The organism is Tepidicella xavieri (assembly GCF_004363315.1).
Lineage (GTDB): Bacteria > Pseudomonadota > Gammaproteobacteria > Burkholderiales > Burkholderiaceae_C > Tepidicella > Tepidicella xavieri.
Genome location: NZ_SNYL01000036.1, coordinates 1 through 1,061, shown reverse-complemented (window position 1 = coordinate 1,061; position 1,061 = coordinate 1). Strand labels below are relative to the sequence as shown.

The window sequence follows — 1,061 nt, the reverse complement described above, 5'->3', positions numbered from 1 at the left end:
GGGCACTTCGCATAACCCCATTTCCGAAGGCTGAACCGGCATGAGGGCGCTCGCGTCGTTCAGTTCGGGGTTCTCGGTGCCGCTCAGGCCCCGTCATCGCCGCCTTGGCGGGCGCCCGAGGCCCTGCAAAACGGCGTTTGCAGGCTGCAGCGGGCGCACCTCTGCCTTCATCGCGCACACCCGCACGGGTCATGGCGCACCAGCCAGACCAGCCGCTTGGCGTTGTACGCCGCGCACTTGAGCAGGATCGCCAGTTCGTTTCTCGCCAGCGTCATCGCCCGCACGCACTTGCCGCCCAACTGCTCGAGGCCGGCGAACACATGTTCGCCTCTGGCGCGGACGCGGTTGATCGCCTTGTTGCGCGCGTCCAGTCGCACGCGCCGCTCCTGCCCGGGCTTGGCACGCCGCGCGATGCCGTCGCGCAGCCCGTGGGCCTGCAGCAACTGGCGGTTGGTCTGCGCGTCGTAGCCTCGGTCGGCCAGCAGCCGCGCGCCGGTGTTGGCGCGGTCCAGCACCTCCTTGAGCGTCTGGCCGTCGTCGGCGTTGGCCGGCGTGACCTTCGCCTGGCGGATCAGCTTGTAGCGCGCGTCCGCGTTGGCGTGCACCTTGTAGCCGTAGAAGCTCTTGCCGTGCTTCTTGGTCCAGCGCGCGTCGCGGTCGGTGTGCTGCAGCCGCTTGGCATTCCAGCCCTCGGGCCTGCGGCCTTCGTTGAGCGCTTCGCGCTCGTCCTTGTTCGCCTGGGTGAGCGGTGCCTGCACGATGCTGGCATCCACGATCTGCCCGCCGCGCGGGATGTAGCCGTGCTGCTGCAACTGCAGGCTCACCGCCTCGAAGATGGCGCGCCCGCCCAGACCGCCTTGGGCCAAGCGCTGCTTGAAACTCCACAGCGTGCGCGCATCGGGGATGTGCAGTGCTCCGTCCAGGCGGCAGAAGTGCTGGAAGCTCATGCGGTCGAGCACCTGGTACTCGCAGTCCTCGTCGCTCAAGTTGTACAGCGATTGGATGAACAGCAGCCGCACCATCACCTCGGTGGGGTACGGCGGGCGCCCGCCTTTGCTACG

General features: G+C 68.3%; 1 protein-coding gene. It reads right to left on the bottom strand.

Going from position 1 to position 1,061, the window contains the following annotated elements; translation table 11 throughout:
- Window positions 1-167: 167 nt before the first annotated feature.
- Window positions 168-1,061, bottom strand: an 894-nt coding sequence (locus tag DFR43_RS13585; RefSeq protein ID WP_133599602.1) for an IS5 family transposase, incomplete at its 5' end; no start/stop codon positions are given.